Annotated in this window: 8 protein-coding genes; 1 reads left to right on the top strand and 7 read right to left on the bottom strand. The window is 60.1% G+C overall.

Annotation, left to right across the window (positions count from 1 at the left end):
• Positions 1-98 precede the first annotated feature (98 nt).
• Genes AC07OG_RS03285 through AC07OG_RS03260 form a run of 6 tightly spaced genes read right to left on the bottom strand, consistent with a single transcriptional unit; the run spans position 99 to position 4,350 of the window.
• The gene (locus tag AC07OG_RS03285) at positions 99-1,781 is read right to left on the bottom strand and encodes an ApeI family dehydratase (protein ID WP_495066201.1); all 1,683 of its coding nucleotides are present in this window, start codon (positions 1,779-1,781) and stop codon (positions 99-101) included.
• Positions 1,778-2,323, bottom strand: coding sequence for a COG4648 family protein (locus AC07OG_RS03280; protein WP_218424268.1), 546 nt, complete (start codon positions 2,321-2,323; stop codon positions 1,778-1,780). Before AC07OG_RS03280 ends, AC07OG_RS03285 begins: the two co-directional genes overlap by 4 nt.
• Positions 2,320-2,574 carry an acyl carrier protein gene (locus tag AC07OG_RS03275; protein WP_060542663.1) on the bottom strand — a complete coding sequence of 85 codons (255 nt, stop codon included), beginning with the start codon at positions 2,572-2,574 and terminating at the stop codon, positions 2,320-2,322. Before AC07OG_RS03275 ends, AC07OG_RS03280 begins: the two co-directional genes overlap by 4 nt.
• Before the next feature lie 9 nt (positions 2,575-2,583).
• On the bottom strand, positions 2,584-2,859 hold the full coding sequence (locus tag AC07OG_RS03270) for a phosphopantetheine-binding protein (RefSeq protein ID WP_060542664.1): 276 nt from the start codon (positions 2,857-2,859) through the stop codon (positions 2,584-2,586).
• Positions 2,837-3,649, bottom strand: coding sequence for a lysophospholipid acyltransferase family protein (locus AC07OG_RS03265; protein ID WP_060542665.1), 813 nt, complete (start codon positions 3,647-3,649; stop codon positions 2,837-2,839). The genes AC07OG_RS03270 and AC07OG_RS03265 overlap by 23 nt, the downstream gene beginning before the upstream one ends.
• Positions 3,625-4,350: a beta-ketoacyl synthase chain length factor gene (locus AC07OG_RS03260; protein ID WP_495066200.1), complete on the bottom strand. Its 726-nt coding sequence runs from the start codon at positions 4,348-4,350 to the stop codon at positions 3,625-3,627. Before AC07OG_RS03260 ends, AC07OG_RS03265 begins: the two co-directional genes overlap by 25 nt.
• Positions 4,351-4,707: 357 nt before the next feature.
• Between AC07OG_RS03260 and AC07OG_RS03255 the strand changes: the two genes are divergently transcribed.
• Positions 4,708-5,478 (top strand): ParA family protein, encoded by a 771-nt coding sequence (locus tag AC07OG_RS03255; RefSeq protein ID WP_060542667.1) that lies wholly within the window; start codon positions 4,708-4,710, stop codon positions 5,476-5,478.
• Positions 5,479-5,602: 124 nt separating this feature from the next.
• Here AC07OG_RS03255 and trxC read toward each other — a convergent pair whose 3' ends face one another.
• Positions 5,603-6,037, bottom strand: coding sequence for a thioredoxin TrxC (gene trxC, locus AC07OG_RS03250; protein ID WP_495066199.1), 435 nt, complete (start codon positions 6,035-6,037; stop codon positions 5,603-5,605).
• Between the last annotated feature and the right edge of the window lie 35 nt (positions 6,038-6,072).

Below are 6,072 nucleotides of genomic sequence, written 5' to 3'. Positions count from 1 at the left end.
CCCACACTGGATTGCCGCAGGCCCCATGATTCACTTGCCACACCGAACCCCTGTAGGAGCGGACATGCTCGCGATTGAGTGCGCAGCACTCACCAAGGCTATGCCTCACTTGAAGTCTCCAGCAAAATCCGCCCACTGGAACAGGTAGCGGTCTCATCGCGATAGGTGAAATACAGTTTGCTGCGAGCCGAATCAAAGCGCAGGTGCAACTGGATTTCATCGCCCGGTCGTATCAGTTGCTGGAATTTCAACACTTCCATCCCGGCGAACTTTCCCCGCAGGGTCATCAATTGCTGGCCGAGACTCAGCGCCCAGTCCACCTGTACCACGCCAGGCAACACCGGCGCGGTGGGGAAGTGGCCGCTGAAGTAGGCCAGGTCCGGCGGCACGGCCAGCTGCAGGCTCCATTCGCCATCGGTTTCGACCTGCGCCAGTACCTGTGGTGCCTTGGGGCGCGGAGCCAGCAGCAAAGACTCGACATCGGCCTGAGCCAGCTTGCCCTGGGCATTCAATGGCATTTGTCGCAGCAGACGCCAGCGTCGTGGCAAGGCCACTGTTTCGCAGTGCTGGCCCAGATGTTGGCGCAGTTGCTCGGTCAATGTGCGTCGACCCTGGTTGCGCAAGGCGTGCAAGCCGGATTCACTCAGCACCAGCAATGCGCCTAGCGAAGCGCGGTTTTCCTGGATGACGCCCAGGCGCGCCTCGGCCACCCACTCATGTTGCATCAGCGCCTGTTCGAGCATGGGCAGCGAGATGCGTTTTTCTTCCAGCTTGACGATCCGGTCCAGCCGCCCGAGCAACTCGAAACGGCCATCAACGGCAATGCGCACGGCATCGGCGGTGTGTTCGATATGGCCGCTGGGCAGGTACGGTGAAGCGATCAGCAACGCGCCGTCACTGTCCTGGCTGAGCACGACATCCGCGAAAGGCTGCCAGGCGTCATGGCCCTGGCGCCAGGCGATGCCACCGGTTTCCGAACTGCCGAAAATCTCCAACGGCCATTGTCCAAGGCGTTCATGCAGCCGCTGCGCGGCCTCGGTCGGCAGCGCGCCACCGGAAGAAAACACTTGGCGCACGGCGCTCAACGCCGGCCAGTCAAGGTTGTCGCCCATACGCTTGAGCAGTGCTGGGCTGGCGACCCAGGCGAATGCCGGGTGCTCGCGACTGGCCCGCTGCAAGTCTTCCGGGAAAGCCTGTTGCCGACGCAGGAATGGGCGCCCGGCGCACAGCGGCCACAACAGCCGAAACAACAGACCATAGATGTGCTGGGTGGCGACGCTGCCGATGATGCACGCCGGGCCCAGTCCGGTCCCCCACAACTGCTCCAGAGCTTCAATTTCATTGGTCAGTTGGCGCAGGGTTTTCTCAATGCGTTTGGGCTCGCCACTGGAACCGGAGGTGCACAGGGTTAGCCGGCATTGATCCGGATCCAGTGCTGCCGGGGCGAGTGGCGACTGACAGAAGTCGTTCAGATGTGCATCGTCGGGCTGATCGGTCAGCCACAGATCGACATCATTCGACCAGCGCTGGCGCGTTTGCGGTTGCAGATCGGCAGGCAGCAACACATTGACCCCGGCACGCCAGGCACCCAACAGCGCGATCGCCAGGTCGGCGGCGTCTTCCAGGTGCACGGCTATGCGCTGCACGCCTTGGGCCTGCAAGCCAGCGGCCAGTTGCAGCGCCTGTTCGCACAAGCGGGTGTGATCCAGCTCCGGTTCGGTCGTTACGACGCGCGCCGACTGAGTCTTGAACAGCAGCTGCTCAAGTTTTATCCAGGTCATGGGCGGCCTCGTACCCGTTGTCGAATGAGCCATTCAATGGCAAACATCAGGCCTATCAATCCGTAGGAAATCAGGCCGGTGTACAGCATCCACCAGCTCAGCGGCGCCCAAAGCGTCAGGGCGGCAGCGCACAAACCGTTGCAGAGAAAAAACAGGCACCAGGCGATGGTCACCTGACGGGTATAGCGAATGGCCCTGGCCGGCAGCCGAGGTTCACGCAGACGGGCCAGGCGCTCGATCATCGGTGGGCCGTATTTCAGGCTCAACCCGAACAGCCCCAACATGAAGGCGCTGATCAGTACTGGATACCATCGCAGCAGTGCCGGGCTATCGAACAGCGCCAGCAGCAAACAGAACACGATTGCTGCGGTGGCCATCCACGAACTGCCAGGTCGTCTCCTGCCCGCCAGTGCCCGGGCCAGCCACAGGCTGCCCAGCAACAGGCCGAACTGCCATGGAGCAAAGTGCTCCATGCCGAAATACACGGCGAAAGGGTATAGCAGGCCCGCCAGCAACAGGCCAAGGCCGATCAATCGGCTCATGCGGCCGGTTGAACCAGACGGTAGACCGCCTCGACCACGTCGCTGACGGTACGCACCGATTTGAATTCTTCGGCGGCGATTTTCTTGCCGGTCTGGCGCTTGATGTGATCAATCAGGTCGACGGCGTCGATGCTGTCGATTTCCAGATCCTGGTACAGGTTGGATTCGAGGCTCACACGCTCGGGCTCGAGTTCGAACAGCTCGACCAGGGCATCGCGCAAGGTGTTGAAAATGTCTTCACGAGTTTGCATGGTCCGGTCTCAAGCTGCCTGTTTTGCGGTAACGAAAGCTGCAAGGCTAGCCACGTTACTGAAGTGACTACGGGTGTCTTTGGCATCGGCGTCGATTTTGATGCCGTATTTTTTCTGGATCGCCAGGCCCAATTCCAGGGCGTCCACCGAGTCCAGGCCCAGGCCTTCGCCGAACAGGGTCTGGTCGTTGCCAATGTCGTCGGCACTGATGTCTTCGAGGCCCAGGGCGTCAATGATCAACTGTTTGATTTCCTGCAGCAGGCTATGGCTGTTCAGTTCGCTCATCTTCGGCGAGCTCCTTGATAAAGTAAGAGTGCAAATATTCGTTGAGCTTGCGCGAGGCCTGCGGGGGCGGCCCCAGCGCTGCGAAGGTTTGTGGGTCTATATCGGCGCCTACCCGGAAACTGAAGTGCACGCGCCGTTTGGGGATGCGATACCAGGGTTCGGCCTTGGTCAATGTGCTCGGGCTGACCTTGATGATAACCGGGGTGAGGATTTTCGCACCGCGCAAGGCGATTGCCGCTCCCCCCCGATGAAAGGCGGGTGCCTGGCCTGGCTGGGTACGAGTACCTTCCGGAAAGATGATCAGGGTCTGGCCACTTTTCAGGGCGTCGGCGGCGGTGTCGAGCATGTCCATGCTGCCGTCGTTGCTGATGTATTCGGTGCTGCGCAGGGGCCCACCGGTGAAAGGGTTTTCAAAGAGGCTTTGCTTGACGACGCAATTGGCATGACGCACCAGGCCGATCAGAAACACCACGTCGATCAATGACGGATGATTGGCGATGATCATTTGCCCCGGCCGCCCCAGTTTTTCCGCACCTTGAATGTCGTAGGTCAGCACACCGCTGCGGCTCATGAACTGCACGAACAACCAGAAACAGCGGCTGACCATTTGCCGCGCCCGCCGCCGATGGGTCTGGGCATCGCCCGGCAGGCAGTTGAGCAGCGGAAAAATCACCAGGCGCAGGCACAGGCCGCCCAACCCGAACAGGGCAAAGCTTGCGGCGGTGGCCAGCAGGCGCCAGTAGTAGGCGTTGCGGTTTTTTTCGGTTACAGGTTGCGTTGCCAGGTCCATACACGATTTTTCCAGGCATGTTGGCAGGTGGTTTGCTGGCCCAGCAGTGTCGGCAGCAGATTCAGGGCGTGAGGCCAGCAGGTTTTTGACAACGCTTCAGAGGGGCTGTTCAGGGACAGCTGCCAGTCGGTTCCTGCGGTGATCAACAGGCCCAGGGCATAAGGGAAGGGTACGTCGTCGATCCAGGTCGAATAGGCTTCGGGCGGTTGCTCTTCGGTAATGACCAGTAGCACCGCTGGTGCCCCTTCGGCCAGCAGTGCCGCAGCCTCCAGCATGCCGTGCTCCAGGCCGTCGCCAGCTGCGGCGAGGGCCGTCATTTCGCTGGTTTCGCCACGCATGATCGACCACAGTCCGATGATGGCGTTGTGTACCGACAGGCTGAATTGGGTCGGCGAAAGCGGTTGGTCGCTCGCCAGGTCGCTGAGAATGTCGAAGGTGCGCGGGGTTTCCCCGTGACGGGAAATGTAGACCAATGGCAGGTCCCGCCGACCATCGGCTAATGGCCAGGCGACACTGAATGCCATCCGCGCCAGTCGGCCGAGTCGCCGACGCTGCATCGCCGGTAGAAACGAGACGTCGGGAGCGGCATCGCTACCTTGCAGCACAACTGGATGTCGGCTCCAGGCTTGCCAATCGTCCACGCTTTCGAGCCCAGGGGCCCACGCGCGCCATTGGGCGATGTTGAAGTTGATCAAAGACATTCATCCCGCCCCTGCGGGCTTTCTTGACGCGTTGAATGACCCGTGATCTACGGCTCACCCCTACGTGGCGCACGGCGCCGAGTGGCCCGCATTATCCCGGTGCGGCTGACGTGTAGCAAATGTTGGTTACATTTTGCTCAGCTAAATGTGTCGAACGGCCCACAGAAGCCAATTGTGGGGCAATTATCCATATTCTCATCAACTTGATCTGTCAGCGTTGACTGTGGATGACGCATGGGTTTACCGCTTTTTCAGCAAGAGAACTCGCGTGACTGTGTAGTCCCTTTCCGTTTAGGTAGCGGAGCCATGCCGTGGACCACTACACTCGGTCATTCTTTGATACACGGGGGTTTTGACATGCGGCGCGTGGTGTTCAATCAGAAAGGTGGCGTGGGCAAATCCAGCATTGCCTGCAATCTGGCGGCTGTCAGCGCGAGCGAGGGCTTTCGCACCTTGCTGGTGGATCTTGACGCCCAGGCCAACTCCACTCAGTACCTGACGGGCCTCACCGGCAGCGACATTCCCATGGGTATTGCCGATTTCTTCAAGCAGACGCTGTCCTCCGGGCCGTTCTCCAAGAAGAATCAGGTCGATATCTACGAAACCCCGTTTGAAAACCTGCACGTTGTGACGGCCACCGCCGAGCTGGCGGATTTGCAGCCAAAGCTTGAGGCCAAGCACAAGATCAACAAGCTGCGTAAATTGCTTGAAGAGCTGAGTGAAGACTACGACCGGATTTACCTCGATACACCGCCGGCGTTGAATTTTTACGCAGTTTCGGCGCTGATTGCCGCTGATCGCGTGCTTATCCCTTTCGACTGCGACAGTTTCTCTCGCCAGGCGCTGTATGGCCTGATGGCGGAAATCGAAGAGTTGAAGGAGGACCATAACGAAGGGCTGGAAGTTGAGGGAATTGTCGTCAACCAGTTCCAGGCCCGCGCCAGTCTGCCCCAGCAGATGCTCGACGAGTTGATCGCCGAAGGCCTGCCGGTGCTGCCGGTGTACTTGACCAGCTCGGTGCGCATGCGCGAATCCCACCAGGCCAACACGCCGCTGATCCATCTCGATCCACGGCACAAGCTGACCCAGCAGTTTGTCGAGTTGCACAACCTGCTGGAAAAGGCCTGAATCTCGTGGCTGACACCAAAACACTGTAGGAGCGAGCCTGCTCGCGATGACGGCCTCAAATCCAGCCTATCCGTTGACCGAGCGATCCCATCGTGAGCTGGCTCGTACATTGAGTCGAGGTGCGTCAGATCCCCTGGCTACGCAACCAGCTCATCAATTGGGGTAACGGGAAGGCTCCGCTCTGGCGTGCAACCTCCCGGCCGTTCCTGAACAGAATCAGGCTCGGAATCGAGCGAATGCCCAATTGCGCCGACAACTGCTGGTTCGTTTCGCTGTCCAGCTTGGCCAGCCGACACTTGCCCGCCAGTTGCCCGGCTGCCTGTTCGAACACCGGCGCAAACGACTTGCACGGCCCACACCAGTCCGCCCATACGTCCACCAGTAAAGGCAAATCGCCCTTGATCTGGCTGGCGTAGTCCCCTTGCTTCAATTCGAACGGTTTGCTCAGCAAGACGCCGGCTTTGCAGCGGCCGCACTTCGGTTGGTCACCGAGGCGCTCGGCAGGGATGCGATTGAGGCCGTTGCAGTGTGGGCAGGGGATGAGGAGTGAGTCAGTCATCGAGGATGGTCCAGTTGGAAGCGGGTCCTCCTTAA

Source organism: Pseudomonas sp. GW821-FHT09H03, from assembly GCF_059415945.1.
This window is presented reverse-complemented; position numbering and strand designations above follow the sequence as displayed.

What these genes read in the sequence shown, in the direction of transcription:
- AC07OG_RS03280 (WP_218424268.1), bottom strand. Translation starts at nt 2,323, where the DNA reads ATGAGCCGATTGATCGGCCTTGGCCTGTTGCTGGCGGGCCTGCTATAC.
- AC07OG_RS03260 (WP_495066200.1), bottom strand. Translation starts at nt 4,350, where the DNA reads ATGTCTTTGATCAACTTCAACATCGCCCAATGGCGCGCGTGGGCCCCT.
- AC07OG_RS03275 (WP_060542663.1), bottom strand. Translation starts at nt 2,574, where the DNA reads ATGCAAACTCGTGAAGACATTTTCAACACCTTGCGCGATGCCCTGGTC.
- AC07OG_RS03255 (WP_060542667.1), top strand. Translation starts at nt 4,708, where the DNA reads ATGCGGCGCGTGGTGTTCAATCAGAAAGGTGGCGTGGGCAAATCCAGC.
- AC07OG_RS03265 (WP_060542665.1), bottom strand. Translation starts at nt 3,649, where the DNA reads ATGGACCTGGCAACGCAACCTGTAACCGAAAAAAACCGCAACGCCTAC.
- AC07OG_RS03285 (WP_495066201.1), bottom strand. Translation starts at nt 1,781, where the DNA reads ATGACCTGGATAAAACTTGAGCAGCTGCTGTTCAAGACTCAGTCGGCG.
- AC07OG_RS03270 (WP_060542664.1), bottom strand. Translation starts at nt 2,859, where the DNA reads ATGAGCGAACTGAACAGCCATAGCCTGCTGCAGGAAATCAAACAGTTG.
- trxC (WP_495066199.1), bottom strand. Translation starts at nt 6,037, where the DNA reads ATGACTGACTCACTCCTCATCCCCTGCCCACACTGCAACGGCCTCAAT.